The sequence below is a fragment of the Pseudomonas arsenicoxydans genome, from assembly GCF_900103875.1.
GTDB lineage: Bacteria > Pseudomonadota > Gammaproteobacteria > Pseudomonadales > Pseudomonadaceae > Aquipseudomonas > Aquipseudomonas arsenicoxydans.
Genome location: NZ_LT629705.1, coordinates 3699045 through 3718215, shown reverse-complemented (window position 1 = coordinate 3718215; position 19171 = coordinate 3699045). Strand labels below are relative to the sequence as shown.

The 19171-nt window shown below is 60.5% G+C and carries 16 protein-coding genes; 13 read left to right on the top strand and 3 right to left on the bottom strand.

Annotated features, from left to right (window positions below):
• Positions 1 to 6 precede the first annotated feature (6 nt).
• The 12 genes from BLQ41_RS17405 (at position 7) to BLQ41_RS17350 (ending at position 13945) form a co-directional block, all read left to right on the top strand.
• Complete coding sequence (locus BLQ41_RS17405) at positions 7 to 1599, top strand: GumC family protein (RefSeq protein ID WP_090182733.1); 1593 nt, start codon at positions 7 to 9, stop codon at positions 1597 to 1599.
• Complete coding sequence (locus BLQ41_RS17400) at positions 1596 to 2684, top strand: glycosyltransferase family 4 protein (RefSeq protein ID WP_090188639.1); 1089 nt, start codon at positions 1596 to 1598, stop codon at positions 2682 to 2684. The genes BLQ41_RS17405 and BLQ41_RS17400 overlap by 4 nt, the downstream gene beginning before the upstream one ends.
• Complete coding sequence (locus BLQ41_RS17395; RefSeq protein WP_090182731.1) at positions 2681 to 4048, top strand: O-antigen ligase family protein; 1368 nt, start codon at positions 2681 to 2683, stop codon at positions 4046 to 4048. The genes BLQ41_RS17400 and BLQ41_RS17395 overlap by 4 nt, the downstream gene beginning before the upstream one ends.
• Positions 4045 to 5013, top strand: a complete 969-nt coding sequence (locus BLQ41_RS17390) for a glycosyltransferase (protein WP_090182729.1) — start codon at positions 4045 to 4047, stop codon at positions 5011 to 5013. The genes BLQ41_RS17395 and BLQ41_RS17390 overlap by 4 nt, the downstream gene beginning before the upstream one ends.
• Positions 5006 to 6142, top strand: a complete 1137-nt coding sequence (locus BLQ41_RS17385) for a glycosyltransferase (RefSeq protein WP_090182727.1) — start codon at positions 5006 to 5008, stop codon at positions 6140 to 6142. Before BLQ41_RS17390 ends, BLQ41_RS17385 begins: the two co-directional genes overlap by 8 nt.
• 12 nt (positions 6143 to 6154) lie before the next feature.
• Entirely contained in the window at positions 6155 to 7156 is a 1002-nt protein-coding gene (locus BLQ41_RS17380; RefSeq protein WP_090182726.1) for a polysaccharide deacetylase family protein, read from the top strand.
• Positions 7153 to 8457 (top strand): lipopolysaccharide biosynthesis protein, encoded by a 1305-nt coding sequence (locus BLQ41_RS17375; protein ID WP_090182724.1) that lies wholly within the window; start codon positions 7153 to 7155, stop codon positions 8455 to 8457. The genes BLQ41_RS17380 and BLQ41_RS17375 overlap by 4 nt, the downstream gene beginning before the upstream one ends.
• Positions 8454 to 10373, top strand: coding sequence for a hypothetical protein (locus BLQ41_RS17370; protein ID WP_090182723.1), 1920 nt, complete (start codon positions 8454 to 8456; stop codon positions 10371 to 10373). Before BLQ41_RS17375 ends, BLQ41_RS17370 begins: the two co-directional genes overlap by 4 nt.
• Positions 10374 to 10459: 86 nt before the next feature.
• A complete protein-coding gene (locus BLQ41_RS17365) occupies positions 10460 to 11149 on the top strand; it encodes an N-acetyltransferase (RefSeq protein ID WP_090188636.1) in 690 nt (229 codons plus the stop codon).
• Positions 11150 to 11153: 4 nt separating this feature from the next.
• Positions 11154 to 12374 (top strand): GNAT family N-acetyltransferase, encoded by a 1221-nt coding sequence (locus BLQ41_RS17360; protein WP_090182721.1) that lies wholly within the window; start codon positions 11154 to 11156, stop codon positions 12372 to 12374.
• Entirely contained in the window at positions 12346 to 13137 is a 792-nt protein-coding gene (locus BLQ41_RS17355; RefSeq protein WP_090182719.1) for a ChbG/HpnK family deacetylase, read from the top strand. Before BLQ41_RS17360 ends, BLQ41_RS17355 begins: the two co-directional genes overlap by 29 nt.
• A gap of 115 nt (positions 13138 to 13252) precedes the next feature.
• Positions 13253 to 13945 carry a GNAT family N-acetyltransferase gene (locus BLQ41_RS17350; RefSeq protein WP_090182718.1) on the top strand — a complete coding sequence of 231 codons (693 nt, stop codon included), beginning with the start codon at positions 13253 to 13255 and terminating at the stop codon, positions 13943 to 13945.
• A gap of 883 nt (positions 13946 to 14828) precedes the next feature.
• Here the strand turns inward: BLQ41_RS17350 and BLQ41_RS17345 are convergent.
• Positions 14829 to 15638: a class I SAM-dependent methyltransferase gene (locus BLQ41_RS17345; protein ID WP_090182717.1), complete on the bottom strand. Its 810-nt coding sequence runs from the start codon at positions 15636 to 15638 to the stop codon at positions 14829 to 14831.
• A gap of 177 nt (positions 15639 to 15815) precedes the next feature.
• Between BLQ41_RS17345 and BLQ41_RS17340 the strand changes: the two genes are divergently transcribed.
• On the top strand, positions 15816 to 16202 hold the full coding sequence (locus BLQ41_RS17340; protein WP_090182715.1) for a hypothetical protein: 387 nt from the start codon (positions 15816 to 15818) through the stop codon (positions 16200 to 16202).
• 1 nt (position 16203) lies between these two features.
• Here the strand turns inward: BLQ41_RS17340 and BLQ41_RS17335 are convergent, their stop codons facing one another.
• The gene (locus tag BLQ41_RS17335) at positions 16204 to 17631 is read right to left on the bottom strand and encodes a sigma-54-dependent transcriptional regulator (protein WP_090182714.1); all 1428 of its coding nucleotides are present in this window, start codon (positions 17629 to 17631) and stop codon (positions 16204 to 16206) included.
• Positions 17600 to 19093: a sensor histidine kinase gene (locus BLQ41_RS17330; RefSeq protein ID WP_090182712.1), complete on the bottom strand. Its 1494-nt coding sequence runs from the start codon at positions 19091 to 19093 to the stop codon at positions 17600 to 17602. The genes BLQ41_RS17335 and BLQ41_RS17330 overlap by 32 nt, the downstream gene beginning before the upstream one ends.
• Positions 19094 to 19171 lie beyond the last annotated feature (78 nt).

Below are 19171 nucleotides of genomic sequence, written 5' to 3'. Positions count from 1 at the left end.
CCCGACATGAATCCAAAGGAAAACTACCTGCACGAGTTCTTCAGGATCTTCTTCGCCAACAAGCAGTTGGTGAAGCGAGTCTTCCTGGTCTTTGCAGTGATCGCCCTGGTCTTGCCGCTGATGCTCAAACAGAGCTTCGATATCACCGCCCAGGTGATCGTGCAGTCCAAGAAACTTTCGCAGGGGGATGCCACCACATCCCTTACTCAAGACAACGCCACCTTTATTCCGCCTTCGCTGGCGGACATGGAAACCGAGAGCAATATCCTGCGCTCGCCCGCGTTGATTCGGCAGACCATCAGCGAGTTGCGCGACAAGGGCGAGTACACACCCGCCCCCAGCCTGCTCAGTAAACTGGTGAGCCAGCCGTTCAAGCGCTTCATCACCACCCCGCTGCGCGAGTACGTGATCAACCCGGTGAAAACCGCGTTGGGCATGGAAACCGATCCGGTGCGTGACACGACGCTGGATGCGCTGACCCAGGAAGCCGTCGACAAGCTCAAGATCGAAACCCTGCCTGGCTCCAACGTGATCTCGATCATCTACAGCTTTGGCGATCCGCATCAGGGCACGCAGTTTGTCGCCGCATTGCTGCAAAACTACCTGGCCAGCCGCCAGGAACTGCAATCGATCGACCTGCCGCAAGCCTTCTACGAAACCAAGAAGCATCAGTATCAGGTGCGTCTTGATGGCCTGGAAGGCACTCGGCTGGCGTTGCTCGAAGGCGTTGGTTCGGCGGATCCGAAGGAAGAAATCACCTTCCGCCTCAATGCCATCAACACCGAAGAGCAAGCGCTCAACCTCTACCAGGACCGCCGGTTGCAGAGCCAGCGCTGGCTCGACTACCTGAAAAGCAGCCTGGCCGCGGCGAGCAATTCCAAACTCAACGACTACACCTTCCCCTACACCTTCACCACCACTGTGGACAACGTGGCATTCGAAGACCGCGAGATCAAACAGATGGGTGAGGCACTGACCACCCAGGTCAGCCGTTACATGAACGACCTGGCGATCTTCCAGCCCGGCAGTGAACCGATGCTGCTGACCCGCGAGCAGATTTCCCGTACCCGTCAGCAGTTTTTGAAAGTGGTGAGCAACCGGATTCAGGAACGCACCAACGACCTGGCGATTGTCAGCTCGGTGATCGACCAGAAAACCGCGCGCATCGCCGAGTTCAAGAACCGCATTCACCAGTTGCAGGAAACCCAGAGCAAGCTGCGGCAGATGGACACCGAGATCGACGCCTTGCACGCGGCGTTCTCCACCTACGCCCAGCGCTTCGCCGAAAGCAGCACCGCTCGCTCGCTGGACAGCGACCTGTCCAACGCACGGGTGCTCAGCCCGCCGTATGAACCGACCGACGCGGCGTTCCCGAAACCGTTCCTGATCATTCCGTTCGGTCTGTTCACCGGTCTGCTGCTGGCCATTGCCCTGGTCTACGTGCGTGAGTTCTTCGATCATCGCTTCAAACACCCTGCGCAAATCACCCACGAACTGGGCTTGCCGGTGCTGTTGGTGATCAACGATCAGAACGTGGAACCGGTCAATCCACATGGCAACTGGTCCGTGCCTAGCCTCGTGCATTGGGTGCGCAATTGAACGCGCCGCTCATCCCTTCCCTGCCGATCATTCATTTGCTCAGCAGCGGCGGCTTCTATGGGGCTGAGCGGATGCTGCTGGACCACTGCCTGGCGACACCGGGGCAGCACCAAGTGCTGTTTCTCGATGCGCCGCCGGAACTGATCGCGCGGTTTCGCGAGGCAGGGGTCGATTGCCAGGGTTGCGCAGGGCTTGGGGAGTTGCTGGCGCATTTGCGCCAGCGCCGGGCTGAACGGCCATTGATCAATACCCACAACTTCAAGGGCCTGTTGTTCGGCTGGGTCGGCGCAACGTTGTTGCGCCTGCCGCTGGTCATCACTCAGCACGGTTTTACCCCACGCAGTCGCAAGCAGAAGTTCTACACCTGGCTGAGCCTGCAACTGTGCCGCACGGCGTCGGTGAATCGCGTGGTCTGCGTCGCCGAAAGCATCGCCGTGCTGTGCCGCCAGGCCAGTGTCCGCGCGGAAAAACTGCAAGTGATTCCCAATGGTTTGCCGGCGCCCACCGGTCCTCTGCCCCACAGCGTGACTAGCCAGCGTTGGCTGGCCGGTTACGTCGGACGGCTGAGCAGCGAAAAGGGCCCGGACCTGTTTCTCGATGCGCTGATTCCACTGTGTCAGCAACACCCGCAACTGGACGCCGTGATGCTTGGCGACGGCCCGGAACGGGACAGTCTGCTGGCGCGAATCAACGCCGCTGGTTTGCAAGATCGCATCACCCTGCCGGGTTACCAGACCGACATGGCGGTGTGGTGGCGGCGCCTCGATGGGCTGGTGATCAGCTCTCGCACCGAAGGCACGCCAATGATTCTGCTCGAAGCGATGCAGATCGGCGTGCCGGTGGTGGCGTTTGCCGTCGGTGGGATTCCCGACGTGCTGCAACATCGACACAACGGCCTGCTGGCAACACCTGCCGACGCCGCCGCACTCGCTAATCAGGTTGGCACCTTGCTGACTGAACCGGCGCTGGCACGGACGCTGATTGACAACGCAAGACGTACGCAACTGGATCGCTATGACCTCAAGGCCTTGGCCGAACGCTGGTCGCAGCTTTATATCCGTACAGCACGGGAGGCACGCGCGTGATTTTTCCGCTCTCGATTGTCAGTTTGCTCGGCCTGGTCTGCCTCGCTTTGTTGGCCAGCCCTTACCCGTATCTGGCACCGGGGGCGGTGTTGGGCCTGGTGGGTGTCACGCTGTTTTACCGAAAACCCACCTGGGGTTTGCTCGGGATCGCCGCGCTGGTGCCGTTTGAAGGGTTCTTCAAGGACAGTTCGCTGTCGGGCACCAAGTTCCTCGGTGCGTCACTGGCGGTGATCCTGATGCTGCAACTGGCCATCCACCAGATTCCGTCCGAGCGTCTGCGCAGCAACCTGTGGCGCTACCTGGTCTGGTTCATGGTCTTGTACTTCCTGAGCCTGCTCAATACCGATGACCTGGGCATGTCGTTGGGGCATTTGCGTGAGCTGAGCGTTGGCCTGGTGCTGTTTGTGATCACCTTGCTGATCGGCCGCGAATTGAACCTGGACCTGTTCGCCAAGTTCGTCACCCTCAGTGTGACGATGACCTGCATGCTGGCCATGTTCTCCAGCAAATATCAGGACCAGGGGCGGGCCGCCGGTCTGCTCGAAGACCCGAACGCCTTTGCCATGCTGATCGCATTCGCAGTACCGCTGGGCCTGCTGCTGGTGGTCCGCAGCCCGAAAATGTTGCATCGGTTGTTCTGGGGCGTTTGCTGCATCTTGCTGTTGGGCGGCATGACCAAGACCGAATCCCGTTCGGGCCTGGTGGTGCTGTTTCTCAGCTTGGTGATCGGCGCCTGGCACTACCGCACCGAGCTGGCGCGTATCCGCCCGCGGCATCTGGGGTTCGCCATGCTGGGTGTTGTGCTGGTGATTCCGCTGGCCATTGCCGTGATGCCGGCCGGTTATGTCGCGCGCATTCAATCGTTGAGCATCTTGAGCGCCGGGGCCAAGAGTCAGGACGAATCCCTGGGCCGTCGCGCCTCGTACATCGTGGTCGGCAGCCAGATGATCCGCGAGAACCCGTTGCTGGGTAGCGGGCCCGGGACCTTCCCGCTGCACTACGCCACCACCGGTTACGCCAAGGCCTTCTCCGCCAACCGCAAAGTCGGTGACTTGTACCGCCGTGCCCACAACACCTACCTGGAAATCTTCAGCGAACTGGGGATTCCCGCCGGCCTGTTGTTCGTCGGCATGCTCGCACTCGGCCTGTACAACCTGATCCGCGCCCGTCGCCTCTGGATGCAGCGAAACAACCGCGAAGAGGCGGACATGATGACGCACCTGGCCATGAGTTTTCTGTCGTTGACGCTGTTCTTGATGTTCCTCAGCGCACCCAACCAAAAGTACGTGTGGATCATGCTCGCCCTGACCAGCGTGCTGCGTTTGAAAGCTGAAGAACGCCCATTTCCGGAGGCCAAGGCATGAGCCGCATCAGTATTGTCATTCCGATGTACAACGAAGCCCGGCACATCGGGCGGACCTTGCTGGCGGCGCAAAAAGCCGCGCATGCCGCCAATCTCGAGTGCGAATTGATCGTCGTCGACAATGGCTCGCAGGATCAGGGCCCGCAGATTGCCCGCCAGTTCGGCGCCCAGGTGCTGGTGCAGCCGGGCTTGTTGATCGGCGCCCTGCGTAACCGCGGAACCGCCATCGCGACCGGCGAATGGCTGGCCTTCATCGACGCCGATGTCGAAATGCCCGAGGACTGGCTGACCCGTCTGATCGAACTCGAAGCCAGCGGCCAGGCCGACGTGTTCGGCCTGGACCTGCACACGCCAGCCCAGGCGCCCTGGTACGCCGCCGCGTGGCAACGACGCACCTTGCGCCCCTCTTCCCACGCGATTCGCGTAGTGGACTGGTTGCCCAGCTCCAACTTGCTGATGCGGCGGACATGGTTCGACAAGGTCAATGGGTTTGATGAAAGCCTACGTACTGGCGAGGACAAGGACTTCACCTTGCGCCAGCACCAGGCCGGCGCGCGGTTGTTGGCGATCAATGAATGCGTTGCCCTGCATTGGGGCTATGAAGCCAACTGGAACGAGTGGATGGGCAAGGAAATGTGGCGCCAGGGCAGCCACCTGCAACTGCTGCGCACCCATGGCGTGAGCCTGCGATTACTGCGCTTCCCGCTGCTCTCGCTCAGTGCCTGGGTGCTGGACTTGCTGGCGCTCTCGGCCTTGCTCGACGGCTTCCCTCACCATGCCGCTGTCATGCTGTCGCTGACCACCGTGCCGGCGCTGGTCATGAGCCTGCGCCAGAGCCACGAGCACCGAAACCCGTTCTTGTCCCTGCAACTCTGGGGCCTGCACTGGGTACGCCTGCACATCGCCGGCGCGGCGTTCATTCTTAGCCTTTGTCAGTGGAATGCCAGGAGACCTGCCCGTGGCTGAATTCATTTTCTGGTTGTGCCTGTTGCTTCCGGTGTATGCCTACCTGGGTTACCCATTGTTGTTGACGCTACTGTCGCCGTTGTTTGAGGCGCGGCGTCACACGGTGCCGCTGCCGATGAACGTGAGCATCGTGATTGCCGCCCACAACGAGGCGCGGCACATCGAGCACAAGCTGCGCACCCTGCTCGCGCAGGACTATGAGCCCACGTCACTGCAGATCATTCTGGCCAGCGACGGTTCGACCGATGACACCGTGGCCTGTGCGCACAAGGTCGTCGACCCGCGCATCACCGTGCTCGACCTGCCCCGCCAGGGCAAGGCCGCGACCCTCAATGCCGGCGTGGCGTTGAGCACCGGGGATATCCTGGTGTTCACCGATGCCGACAACCAATGGTCGCGCGAAACCCTCGGTCACTTGCTGGCGCCGCTGAGCGATCCGCAGGTCGGGGCCTGCGCCGGGCACATGGTGATTCCGGTCACCGGCGGTGGCCTGAGCGTCGGCGACAGCCTCTATCGACATTACGAAGGCTGGCTGCGCCGTGTGGAAAACCGCACCGGTTGCATGGTCTCCGCCGATGGCGCCCTGCTCGCCTTGCGCCGCGAGCTGTTCCAGGATGTGCCGGCCGAGGTCAACGACGACTTCTTCATCAGCACCTGCGCGCCGGTGGCGTTCAAACGCATTGTCTATGTGCCCGAAGCGCAAGTGATCGACCACGGTGTCGACGAAGCGGACAAGCAGTTCCGCCGTCGCCAGCGCGTCACCGTCGGAGGCTTGCAAAGCCTGGCCCAACGCAGCGAACTGCTCAATCCGCTGAAGCATGGCCTGTATTCGATTGCGCTGATCAGCCACAAGCTGATTCGCCGACTGGCGCCGATCCTGTTGTTGCCACTGTTCCTGAGTAATTTCTGGCTGTGGGAAGACCACGGTTTCTATCGCCTGAGCCTGATCGCGCAACTGTTCGGTTACACCGTGGCCATCGCCGGCCTGCTCGATTCGCAACACCGTTTACCCAAACCCTTTCGCCTCGCTGCGTACCTGCTGGTGACCCTTGTCGGCATGAGTATCGGCTTGTGGCAGTTCCTGCGTGGCCAGCGGTATGCCCAGTGGAATCCCGAGCAAAATCGTTGAAAGGACTGAGCCATGGCAATCAAACAACTCTTAAAAAGTACCAGTGGCTGGCTGTATCTCAATTCGTCGGTGGGGCGCAACCAATTGCAGGGCGCCGGGGTGATTCTGATGTTGCATCGGGTGCTGGCCAGCGATGACGCCGCCGACCTGCCCCACCGTAATGAGCTTTGCGTAGGACCCAAGGCCTTCGAGCATTTGTTGGGGTGGCTGAAGAAGCACTTCGATTGCGTGTCGTTGATGGAGATCCTGCAACCCGGCAAGGTCAGATCGGATCGGCCGAAAATCACCCTGACTTTCGATGACGGCTGGCGCGACAACGCCGTGAACGCTTTCCCGCTGCTGCAGAAATATCAGGTGCCAGCGAGCATTTTTCTCTCCACCGATTTCATCGGCAGCCGCCAGCGGTTCTGGTGGGAAAGCATCGGCGAAACCCTCTGGGGCAGCCACGGCGAACGGGCGCGCAAGCAATTGATCGATTGCCTGCAACAAGTCGGTCGGCCGCTGCCCGTGCCCTTCGACGAACTGCAGGTGGAACGTCGCAGCCTGGCTTTGCTGAATTTTCTGCAAAGCCTGAAAACCTTGAGCCCGCAAGACCTCAATCGACTGACCGATGAGTGCCCCGACGAGTCGTTGCCCCAAGCGCTGGACTGGCATCAGGTGCGCTCGCTGGAAGCCTCCGGGCTGGTGCGGTTCGGCCCTCACGGCGCCAGTCATGCGATTCTCACCGGCCTTGACGATCAGCGCTTGCATGAAGAACTGAGCCGCAGCCGCGATGCCTTGCTCAACGGATGCAATCGGCCGCTGCCGGTCTATTGCTACCCCAACGGCGACAACGATGCCCGGGTGCGCGAACAGGTCGCCGAGCATGATTTCCCGTTCGCCCTGGGTACCGGTACCGGGATTTATCGGCGCAACTGCGACCCCTTGAACCTGCCACGGTTCGGCGTCAGCCAGCGGGCGGCGCGCAACCCTCAGCTGCTGTCCTGGCGCTTGTATCGCGGGGCACGCGCATGAGCCGTAGCCACTACTTGAAACACCTGGCCCTGAGCATGGGCACCAAACTGGCCATGATCGGTTTGCGGCTGATGCGCAACGTGTTGCTGGCGCGGATTCTCGGACCCAGCGAACGCGGTCTGTTTGCCCTGCTCAGCACCCTGCCCGACCTGATCAGCGCCGCGACCAGCGGCGGCTTGAATTCAGCCGTGGGTTACCAGGCGGCCAAACAACGGCCCATGGGCTTGCTGTTGAGTCAGGTGCTGGTGTTCGGTTGCTTGCTGGCGGGTCTTTTGACCTTGCTCGTGGTGGCCCTGGTGCGTGAGTTCGGCAGTGAACTCGACATCACCACGCAACTGGGTCTGCTGGCCTGGCTGTTGCTGCTGGCGGTGCCGTTGACCGTGCTCAAGAGCGGTTTGCTGACGCTGCACAACGCGTCGGGTGGCGTGGTGGCATTCAATGCCTTGCGCCTTGTGGAATCGCTGGCGCCGCTGCTGCTGTTCCTGGCCTTGTTCTGGATGTGGAAAGACTCCGCGCTGGAAGCCGCGCTGATCAGTTGGCTGTCGGGGATCAGCCTGGTGGTGTTGGCCGGCTGGTTCTGGCTCAAACGCGATCAGCCCTTGAAATTGCAATGGGACCGCGCCAGCCAGAACGAACTGCTGCGCTACAGTGCCCGCAGCCATCCCGACCTGCTGTTCCAGCAAGTGATCCTGCGCTCCGATTACCTGTTCATCGGCGCCCTGCTCGGCAGCACCGCGCTCGGTCATTACGCGATGGCCAGCGCCGCCGCCGAATTGCTGCTGATCGTCCCGGAAGCCGTGACCACGCCGCTGATGAAACGCCTGCTGCAACAGGAAGAAGGCATCGACAAAGTCACGCCGCTGGCCCTACGCCTGACCGCCACGGTGATGCTCGGCGCCTGCCTGACCATGGCGGTGATCGGTGAATGGCTGATCGTGACGCTGTTCGGCGTCGCCTATCAGCCTGCCTATCCAGCCTTGCTGGCGCTGCTCCCGGGCCTGTTGGGTCTGTGTTACGCAAGCATCCTGCGCCTGGACCTGCTGGGCAAAAACCGTCCTGGCACGATTTCGCTGTTGATGGGCCTGGGGGCTTTGCTAAACCTGGCGCTGAACCTGTTGATGATTCCGGCCTACGGCATCGTCGGCGCGGCGGCGGCTTCCTCCATCGCTTATGTGGCGGTGACCTTGGCGCTGCTGGTGATGTATTGCCGGTTGAGCGGCGTGCCGGTCTGGCAAACCCTGATCATCCTGCCCAGCGATGTGACGCCGATGCTGCACATGCTGCAACGGAAGTCGGCATGAAGTATTTCGCGCTGCTGGTAGGCCTGGGCCTGTCGTTCGACGCCTGGAGTGCATCCATGCGCTGGGCCGACATTCGCGATGGCAGCCTGTACCTGCAAACGGATCGCCCCGACACGCTGACGGTGCGCTGGACTCCGGCCTGGCAAGCGGATGCCAACGAAGAACGCCTGTACCTGCTCGATGGTAAAGGCAACCTTGCGGGCGAACGGCTGATCGCCGCCAGCGAATCACGCGGCACCCAGAGCTGGCCGTTGGCGCCAGGCGCGGCCAGCTACCAGTTGGAGATTCCCGGCTACAGCTTCCGTCGCTACAAGGTCGAACACGACGAGCACACGGTGGCACTGTTCGCCCCGGCCAAGGTGCATTTCAGCGCCGAAACCCGTGACGGCGACGAGTTGTTTTTCAAGGTCGCGCCGGGAGAACACGCGGTGCTGGCCGGCAAATTCCACGGTGGCGTCAGCGCCTTGCAAGCGCAGCGGGTCGGTGACGGCAAGCAAGTGGCGCTGGCGTTGAAACCGTATCGGGCTTACTGGCAGTTCGACAAGGTCGAGTTGCCTGTCACCCGCGAGGAACAAGTCTGGCGCCTGCGCCTGCAAGGCAGCGGCAAAGTGGCGTTCTGGCTCGACGGCACGGCCAACCTGTTTGCGCAGAATCCGCAGCAACTCAAGCCCCTGCGCGAGGACGACGGCCAGACCCGTTTGACCCTGACCAAACAAGTGCTGGGGCCGACCCCGAACCTGGGCATTGCCCTGCCCTACGTCTCGCCACCGGAATCGAGTTTTGCAGTGCTCGACGCGCTCAAGCCGCAGGCGGGCACTTACTACAGCTTCGTCGACATTACGGCGAAGAACCCGCACTACGAAGACGCTTTCCGTCGGCTGTATCAAGACCGTTTCGGCATCACCCAGGACATCACCCTGTTGGCCGGTAGCGAGCGCCAAGCTGACCTGCGTGCCGACACCATGAGCAACGCCGGTCTCGACGCCTGGCTCGCGGCGACACGCGCCCTTGGCGGCAAAGGCACGCATTACATCGGTTTTGCCGACGAGCCGAACCTCAACTACCCCGACTACGCCCACTATCAAAGCATTTTCAACAGCATGGCCCGGCAAGTGCGCAGCGATCCGGCCAACGCCAAGGCGGGCGTGCGTATCGCCATGCCCGCCAGTTCACGGTTGATCAACGGACCGTTTGCCGACAACGCCGCCGACAAACGCGGCATCGATTGGGCCAAACGCCTGCTGGCCGAATCCGGCGACAACATCGACGCCCTGGCCTGGCACGAATGGATGATTCGCGACTTGCTGGCGACCCGGGTCTACCGTGATAGCGTGCGCCGCGCCGCCGATCTGGTCGGCCTCGATGCTCAGGGCCGGCCGCGCAAAGCCTTGCTGCTGGACCAGACCAACATGTCCAGCGGGTCGAGCCTCAGCCCTTACGATCAGGAAACCCACTTCGCCTCGCTGTGGTGGGCTTCGGTGGTGATCAACTCGTCTCAGGATGGCTTGCTGGAAATGCTGGGCTGGTTCCAGGCCGCCGACGAACCGAACTACCCCAAAGGCATGTTGCGCGTACTCGGCGACGACCGTTTCGAACTCAAACCGGTGGGACTGGCCCAGCAATTCATCCGGCAGCATTGGCTGCACGATGTGATTCGACTGGAGAACAGCGCCTTTGAGGTTGATGTGCTGGCCATGGCCGAGGACCTCAACCACAGCCTGCTGGGCGTCAATAAAGGCACGCGCTTGCAGCGTGTGGATCTGTCTGGAGTCAGCTGTCCGCTGGCCAAGGGTTCATTGCGCTATTTCGGCGCCGACAATCGCAGCCGCGACGCACCGTTCAACTGCCAGAACGGGCGCGTCAGCTTCGAACTGCCTGGACTGACCCTGTTCAGCCTCAGCTGGAGCGCCTCATGAATGCCCACGAATTGAAAAGCGACGCCGGTTATTGGCCGCGCCTCGCACCACTCCACTTTCGGCCCATGCCGTCAGGAGTCGATAAAATGAGTATTTTCAACAAGCTCAGCGAACACATCCGGCAAAAAGGCTTGCGCACCACCCTTAAAAAAGCCTGGAAACACTACGTATTTTCCCACGAGGAACTGCTGTGGATGGAGCGTGACCTGGTCAGTCCGGTGCCGCCGTACAAACTCAGGTCCTATCCACCGCTGCAAGTAGTCACCATCACCCCGGAGAACGCCGTGGCGTTCACCCGTTACTTCGGCGATCGCGTGGACACCATGGCCGAACTGGCCCGCGAAGGCTACACCGGGCACATGCACCTGGACGATAAGGGTGACGCGGTAGCGTTCATCTGGGGCGCCGCACGCGACTATTACGACAAGCACTATTACGGCTGCATGTTCCCAGTGAAAAAAGGTGAGTTCTTTGAATTCGGCGGCGAGCTGACCCGGGCGTATTGGGGTACCGCGCTGTCGATGGACCTACAAACGGAATTGTGGAAAGCCATGCTGGCCCAGGGCTGCAACAAGGTCGTGGATGTCTGTGAGTTCCACAATGTCCCGGCCCTCAAACTGCACATACGCACCGGTTACAACGAACAGGGGCGGATCATGAACGTCTACGAGCTGTTTGGTCGCTGGCGCTTCTACCGCGAATCCCATTACAGCGGCTCACGCCTGGATGCCTTGCGCAAACCGGCCCGTGAACCTGCCACAGCAGCGGCGACCTGACCCTATGGCAGCACGATTTGAATGGCGCACTTCGCTGTGCGCCCCTGACTTCCCGGCAACGGCGTATGAGACGTTGCGTCTGCGGGTGACGGACCACACGCCGTTCAATGCCCTGGCCTGGATGTGCGCATCCGAACAGGCATTGAAAGCCGGGGAAAGTCTGCACGTGCTGCTTGGCTGGCAAGGCAGTGAACTGGTCTTGTGCCTGCCCTTGGTGGCGTCCGTCGAGCGTTTCGGCGGACTTCCCTTTCGCGTGCTGCATCACCTTGGCTACCCCCTTACCGACCGCCTGGCCTTACTCGCCAGAATGGACCGGGAGAATGTCCGCAAGGCATTGGTCGAGATTCGCCGAAAGCTCCCCCATGCCCTGCTGCAACTCAATGAGTTATCCGAACCTGCCGGCGAAGAAAGTGCCTTGACCGAGTGGATGGTGCACTCCTCGACCGGTGAACGACGCCTCAGTTGTCGGGTGCCGGTGCACCTGATCAGCGACGCCGATCACCAGGAAGTCTCGGGCGACCCACGCTACAAATTGCGCCGGGCACGCAAACGCATCGCCGCCTGTGGCGCCCAGGTACGGCGGATCACGCCGGACGCCACGACCATGGGTCCATTGTTGCAGGCCATCAGTGAAGTCGAAGCGGTGAGCTGGAAAGGCGATGAAGGCGTCGGAATTTTTTCTGACGAACGCCACCGACAATGGATGGACCGAGCCTTCACCGCTTTGGCCGAACAAGGACTTGTGCGAGTGGTCGTGCTGGAACTGGACGGGCGCTGCATCAGCTATCGACTCGGGCTGCTGGAGCAAGGCCGGCTCTACGATTACAACCTGGCTTTCCTGCCGCAATACGCCGATCTGGGCAGCGGTCGGGTGCTGCTCGAAGAATGGATTCGCTGGGGGCTGGATGAGCACTGGCGCTGGATCGATGCGTCGCGGGTGAGCCTGGAAAACTCCAGCCATCAGCTTCACGAACGCATGACCGGGCAACTGGAACACTGGCGCTGGAGCTTCTATTCCTGGCGCCCCAGCGGTCTCGCGCTGGGTCTGGCGCTGAGGCTGTGGCAGGTGCTCAAACCCTCATTGCAAAAATGGCGAGCCAGACGTGCAGCAGCGGCTGTAGCCGTGGCACCCGCGCCGGCTCCCGTCGCCGCCCCCGTCAAGGCGGCGCCCATCGAACTGAACAGGGAGGGCGAACATGCCTCGCCAAGTCATAGTCAACGCTGACGATTTCGGTCTCAGCGCCTGCGAAAACGCGGTGATCCTGGGGGCTTTCCAGGCCGGGGTGATCAGCTCCGCCACGGCCATGGCCAACATGCCGGCCTTTGAGGCTGCCTGCGTCATGGCCCAGCATCCGTTACTGAAAAACCGGATCGGCCTGCATTTCAACCTGACGTACGGACGCCCGTTGAGTCAGTCGATCCTGGGTCGGACGAACTTCTGCGATCGCAACGGCGTGTTTGATCTCAATCTCTCCCGCCACCGTCTCTGGCTCAGTCGCCGGGACCGCGATGCGGTGCTGGAGGAGTTGCAGGCCCAATGGCAGCGTTGCGTGGACAACGGCGTTCGGCCGAGCCACATCGATTCTCATCAACACGTGCACAACATCTGGCCCATCGGCGAAATCGTCGCCTGCTTCGCTGCCAGCCAGGGCGTGGCGGTGCGCCTTGCGCGCAATCTCGGGCAAAACCTGAGCCTGCCCAAACGCGTGTTCAAGACCTTCCTCAATGGCCGACTGCAGCATCTGGCCGGTGTGACCGCCGATTACGTGTGCACCCCGGTTGACCTGCGCAATGAGGCGATGCCCACCGACGGAGTGCTGGAAATCGTGGCCCATCCGACCCAACTCGGGGCGGATTTCGGTGATGCCTATTTGCGTCCCGAGGAGTCACTGACACAGGTGCTAGAGCTGCGACTTCACGGTATTCCACGGGTGTCCTATGGCGCTGTGAACAGCGTGTCGGCCACCGCAGAAGTTGCACTCGAATGAGTTACATACGTTGCAACACATTCAAGGCCGGCGCTTTGAGATGAGTTTGCAACGTTGATCTATATCCATAAATAGCGTTTCCACACACACCCTGGCTATGGCTAAGGAGAGCTCCATGAGCACCATCGAAAAGCTTCGCGAACGTATCAAACAAAAAGGCTTGAGCCGCACGTTCAACACGCTGTGGAAACGCTACGTGTACTTCCACAGGGAACTTTTGTGGATGGAGCGCGACTTGATCAGCCCGGTACCGCCGCACAAATTGCGTCCCTATTCGGGCCTGCGTATGGAGAACATCACCCCGGAAAACGCCACGGCATTCGCCAAGCATTTTGGCGACCGCGTCGGCACCATGGCCGAGCTCGCCGCCGAAGGTTACACCGGGCACATGTACCTGGACGAAGACGGCCACGCTGTTGGATTTATCTGGGGCAGCGTGCGTGATTACCACGACCGCCACTATTACGGTTGCTGGTTCCCGGTCAAACCCGGTGAATTCTTCGAGTTTGGCGGCGAAATGACCCGGGCCTACTTCGGCACCAGCCTGTCGGTGGATGTTCAGGTCACCCTCTGGGAGGCCATGCGCGCCCAGGGTTGCCACAAAGTGGTAGACGTCTGCGAAACCCACAACATCCCGGCGCTGAAACTGCACATTCGCATGGGCTATCACGAACAGGGCCGCGTCACCCACGTCTACACCCTGTTCGGTCGCTGGCGCTTCTACCGCGAAACCACCTATAGCGGCTCACGCCTGGACCCGCTGCGCAAACCGGGGCGGCCTGTGGTGACCGGCGCGGCGAGTGCCTGACTGCTGGTACAGAGACCGGGTCGCGGCTTTCCTCGAAACGCCGCCCGGAGTAACGAATGCGGTCGTACATCTAGCTTTGAGGTGACTGGGATATCGCTATCGCGGGCAAGCCCGCTCCCACAAGGGATCTTCAGTGAACACAGCATTGGTGTTCGACGACGTTCAACTGTGGGAGCGAGCCTGCTCGCGATAGCGGTGGCACATTCAGCATTGCGGTGACTGGTATATCGCTATCGCCAGCAGGCTAGCTCCCACAAGGGATCTTCAGTGAACACAGCATTTGTGTCCGACGACGTTCAACTGTGGGAGCGAGCCTGCTCGCGATGACGGGCGTACATTCAGCATTGCGGTGACTGGTAAATCGCTATCGCCAGCAGGCTAGCTCCCACAAGGGATCTTCAGTGAACACAGCATTGGTGTTCGACGACGTTCAACTGTGGGAGCGAGCCTGCTCGCGATAGCGGTGGCACATTCAGCATTGCGGTGACTGCTAAATCGCTATCGCCAGCAGGCTAGCTCCCACGAGGGGTCTTCAGTGAACACAGCATTGGTGTTCGACGACGTTCAACTGTGGGAGCGAGCCTGCTCGCGATAGAGGTGGCACATTCAGCATTGCGGTGACGGGTATATCGCTATCGCCAGCAGGCTAGCTCCCACAAGGGATCTTCAGTGAACACAGCATTGGTGTTCGACGACGTTCAACTGTGGGAGCGGGCTTGCCCGCGATGACGGTCGTACATTTAGCATTGCGGTGACTGCTAAATCGCTATCGCCAGCAGGCTAGCTCCCACAAGGGATCTTCAGTGAACACAGCATTGGTGTTCGACAAAGATCAACTGTGGGAGCGGGCTTGCCCGCGAAGGGGTCAGCTGGTGCAACACATTTACTCGCGCTTCACCGCTACCATCGTAAAACACAATGGCAACTGCGCTTTCTGCTGTTCATACCGGTCGTAGAGTTCCTCGCGGTTGGAATGCGGGTGTTCCTTGAAGTGGCTGATCTGCAGCCCCGCTTCTATGGCACCGGTGAGGATCGCGCCCAGAGTGTGGACGAACCAGTAGGAGGAAGCCGCCGGCTGGTCGACTTTGCCTTCGTAGACGATCGGCTGGTTCTGCACGAACGGTTCGCTGCGAAAGTACGAGCTGTCCAGCCGATAGGGATCCTCAGACTCAGGGTCGAACATTTCCAGGAACGGATGGGTTTCGTACACCACCAGCGCGCCGCCGGGCTTGAGGGTGCGCGCGACATGGCGGAAAAACTGCGCAATGTCCGGCATCCAGTTCAGCACGCCGATGGTGATCAATGCCCTGTCGAACCGGTCGTGGAGCTCAGTGGGCAGGTGATGAATGTCTGCCTCGATGAATTGCGGTTCATGGGGCGAGCGGGACGCCAGTTCCCGCGCCTGAGCGAGAAACGCTTCAGACTGATCAACGCCCACCACACTGCGGGCGCCCAGGGCAAACAGCGAAATGCTTTCGCGCCCGTTGTTGCAGCCCAGTTGCACCACATCCTTGCCATCGACGCCCACCTGTTCCAGCACACCCGTCAACGTTGCATCCAGGCAGGAAAAGTCCCCCTGCCCAACGGCGATCAATAGCGTCTGCCATTCGGGGGTGTCCTTGTGGTGTCGGGCGGAGTCGTTCCAGGCATCGCGGTTGCTGGCGATGACTTTTTGGTTGGTCGGCATGTCCATTGCGCGCGTCCTCGCTCGGTCTTTATTGACCGGCACGAGTCTAGGTCAGGCCTTTGAAAAAGCCCATTTGGCGTTTGTTGGAATGTTGTAACCCGGGCATCGCGAACGCGTGCCTGTACGGCAGCTATAGTTAATGGCCTTGGGGATGTGCGGACAACCGACTTCACAGGTGTTGCCATGAAAAGAAACAATCTGACGCTGTTGATCGCCCTCAGCCTGACCGCCATCACTGGCGCCCAGGCGGACGACAGCCTGACACCCACCACCGACTACAGCAGTGAGTTCAATTATTACGGCGCCGACCAGCCCTTCGCTCACCCGGTGCCGCCGTCCATGAGCATCGTGCCGCCGGGATCGTACATCCCGACAGCCCCTCAGAATTTCATTCCGATTGCCAGTCAGCACGACTTCCACGATTCCCGGTTACCGACCGTCGCAGACGCTTCCGTGCGGGTCTTCGTTCGTTCCTACGATGCCGAACACGGCGTCTACGTGAACGAAGAAGTCCTCGACCCTTCGTGCCTGCTTGAGTGCCTCAGTCGCCAAGGGCCATTGATGCAGTGATTCACCATTGGCGTTTGTCCGGGCGCGCGAGGCCGAGCTTTTCGATCCGGTAGCGCAACATGTCGCGACTCAGGCCCAGCAGGCGTGCTGACTTGGTGACGTTCCAGTCGGTCTTGTCGAGCATCTTGCGCACCATGTCGCGCTCGACTTCCGGCAGATTCATCGACTCGTTGGCGCTGTACAGCGGACGCGGCTCGTGGTGTTGGGGTTCTTGCAGCACGATCGGATCATCCACCAGGCTCAGGCACACATTGAGCTGATGGGCCGCAATCGTGTCGCTCTGCGCCAGCAGCACGGTTTGTTCCAGCATGTTGCGCAGTTCACGCACGTTGCCCGGCCAGCTGTAGCTGAGTAGCAGTTGTTCAGCCTGATCGCTGAAATGCAGGTTCGGCTTGCCATAGCGTTTGCCGTGGGTCGCCAGGAAGTGTCGAGCCAGCAGCAGGATGTCCTCGCCACGGGCATACAGGCGCGGAACCTTGATCGAAATGATCCTCAGGCGAAAAAACAGGTCACGCCGGAATTTGCCCTGTTGAACCATCTGTTCGAGGTTGCAGTTGGTGGCGCTGATCACCCGCAGGTCGACCTTGCGCTCCTTGACCGAGCCGACCCGGCGAATGGTCCGGTCTTCCAGCAGCTTGAGCAATTTGGCTTGCAGCAGCAGGTCCATTTCCCCGACTTCATCGAGAAACAGCGTGCCGCCGTCAGCCGCTTCGACCAGACCGACACGGCGGTCCTTGGCATCGGTGAAGGCGCCCTTCTCGTGGCCGAACAGTTCCGACTCCACCAGATTGGAAGGAATCGAGGCGCAGTTGAACTCAATGAACGGGCCTTTGCTGCGCGGGCCGTCGAAGTGCAGCGCCCGGGCCACCAGTTCCTTGCCCGTACCGGTTTCACCCTCCACCAACACCGGCGGCAAATCGGTGTTGGCCATGCGCCGTTCGGCGTCGAGCAATTGAGCGATGGTGTTTTTCAGATAGTGCATCGGCGCCGATTCACCGATCAACGCTTGCACGCCAGACTTCTGCGCCTCGCGTTCCTGATAGAACGACAACGTGCGTTCCATGCGATCGGTGGCCAGGGCCTTGTCCAGCAGCAGCTTGAGTTCCGGCAAGGCCACCGGCTTGGTCACGTAATGAAACGCGCCCTCTTTCATCGCCACCACGGCGTCTTCGACGTTGCCGTAGCCGGTCATCATGATCACTTTCAGATCCGGCGCGCTGACGCGCAGCTTCTGGATCAGGTCATGACCGCTCATGCCCGGCAGCGAGTTATCGGTCAATACCACGTCTGGAGCAAATGTGCCCAATTGCTCCAACGCCTCTTCAGCCGAGTGGCAAACCGTTACCTCGAAGTCTTTGCGCTCCAGGTAGGTCTGAATATTCTCGGCCAGGAGTTCATCATCCTCGACCAGCAGTATGCTGTGCTCCATAGTCCCCTCCCGTTGCCACTTTAAAATTGAGACAGACGCGGGTTCCTTCCTGCTCCTGGCTGGTCAATTCAACCGAGCCTTCGAAGCGTTCCATTATTCGTTTGACGAGGGCCAGGCCAACGCCCAACCCGCCCTGTTTGGTTGTAAAAAACGGCTTGAAGACCATTTGCTGCTGCTGTTTGCTCATGCCTTTGCCGGTATCGCTCAACGTCATCCGCACCTCACCGGGCCGGGGTTGTTCAATATCGATATTAAGCACGCCGCCCTTGGGCATGGCCTCCAGAGCATTGGCGAACAGGCTATTGAGAATTTGCGTGAGCAGCACCTGTTGGCTGACGACCGGTGGGCAGGCCTGCGGCGTGAAGTGCACTTGCACGTTCGAACGTTTGATCAGCGCATCGAAAGCACTCAAGGTGTCATCGATGGCCAGCACCAGGTCCACGGTTTCGTAGTCGTCGTTCATGGGCCGCAATGACACCAGCAACTCCCGCACCCAGCGCGACATCCGGTCGACCTGACTGATGATGTCGCCAATGTTCCTTTGCGCCCCATCACTGGCGATTTCCTGGGCCAGTTCGGCACTGGAGCGAATGTTCGCCAGCGGATTGCGCAAGCTGTGGGCGACCGCCGAGGACATTTCCCCCAGGGCAACAAAAGTCTCGTTAGTAATCAATTGTTTCTGCTGGCTTTGCAGCAACATTGATGCGCGCCGCACAATCCAGAACAGCCCAAGGTAGATGACCAGGCCGCCAAGCGCGGTCGCCAGCCAGATGGCCTTGAAACCACGCTGGATACGCTCGACCAGGTCCGCCGGTTCCTTGTAGATCTCGACCATGGCGATGACTTTGCTCTTGTCGGCATTGAACATCGGGATGTAATTCTCGATGAACAGGTACTGGGGTTCGCGCAGCAGCATCTGTTCGGGACGCTCGTCGTCGATCTTGTGGTAGCTGGTGGACACGATTTCCTTCATTTCAAAGGACTCGTCCAGTTCCTCGTCACCTTCGACGCGCATGCCGATCATTTTCGGGTTGGTCGACCAGACCACCGTGCGATCCAGCGCATACACCACCGCCAGCAGCGTATCCGGCAGGTGTTCGACATGATCGAGAAACTCTATGCGGGCCGCCGCACGGGAACCCGGATCGACGTCGGGATAGGCATTTTCATCACGCGGATCAAGCATTTCACCCATGGTTCTTTCCAGCGTGATGCCGGCATGGCGAATTTCTCCATCACCGATGGCATGGATGAACTGCGCAGTCAGCATGGAATCACGCTCGACGCTTTCATCGACGACAAAACGCGTGGAGACATAGCCCAACCCCAACGCGACAGCCGCGATGATGAAAAAGCTGCCCAAGGAAAACCAGCGCAGCAGATTGAACTGTCCGTTGCGGCCCGGGGTGTCTGCTGCTGGCACTTCCGGTGCCGCTGTATTTTGAGTTTCCTGGGTCTGCATGGCGTTGTCCTGAAGGTATGCATCACGCCTTTAGCCGTTTCACCGATCAGTGTAGGTGGCATTGATCGCACGGGACGG